This is a genomic window from Neobacillus paridis (genome assembly GCF_016765675.1).
GTDB lineage: Bacteria > Bacillota > Bacilli > Bacillales > Cytobacillaceae > Neobacillus > Neobacillus paridis.
In genome coordinates, this window is the sequence record NZ_JAESWB010000259.1 from 1 (window position 1) to 595 (window position 595).

The window sequence follows — 595 nt, forward strand, 5'->3', positions numbered from 1 at the left end:
ATGCTGCCATATCCATCAACAAATGCACTACTGCAGCGGCTATCCGGGGAGTGTTCTTTCCGGGCGTGGACATCTCTCTGGACCTTTCCTGGAGACGCGCAATGAAAATATTCAGGAACCGCTTCTTGCGCGCCAGTATCGCGATGGAATCTTCCAGCGTTTTTAAAATGCTCTTGTCACCCTCAATGAAGCCAGCCAGCATGGCCGATTGCGGCATGTTTATGCCGGCAGCCTTTTCCAATTCCTCACCCAGCGAACCCAGCAACAAGGCAGTGGCAACGATTTCATCGCCAAACACATCGAGCAGCTGACTGAAAATTTCCTTCTTGTCATGGTCCTGATAGCTGTCCAGGGCGTCGAGAAACCCGGTAGCATATGCAAGCTCCAGGCAAACATCCCCTGAAGCCGCTACGTCTTGCATGACCTTTTTAATGGTGTCGATTGAACGCTGCTTGACGGGCGCATTAACATCATGAATCCTTAATTTCGCATCCTTGATTTTTTGCTCAAATTGCATCAGGGCTTTGGCATCGCCGGGTGGATAAGCCTGCTCCATATCCGCATCGTCTCCATCCAGAGGATTGTGAGCGCTGTC

1 protein-coding gene is annotated in these 595 nt (G+C 51.1%); it reads right to left on the bottom strand.

Translation table 11 applies throughout. The features are described from left to right. A partial coding sequence (locus tag JK635_RS17610; RefSeq protein ID WP_202655255.1) for a hypothetical protein occupies window positions 1-556 on the bottom strand: 556 nt, incomplete at its 3' end. Window positions 557-595: the final 39 nt, after the last annotated feature.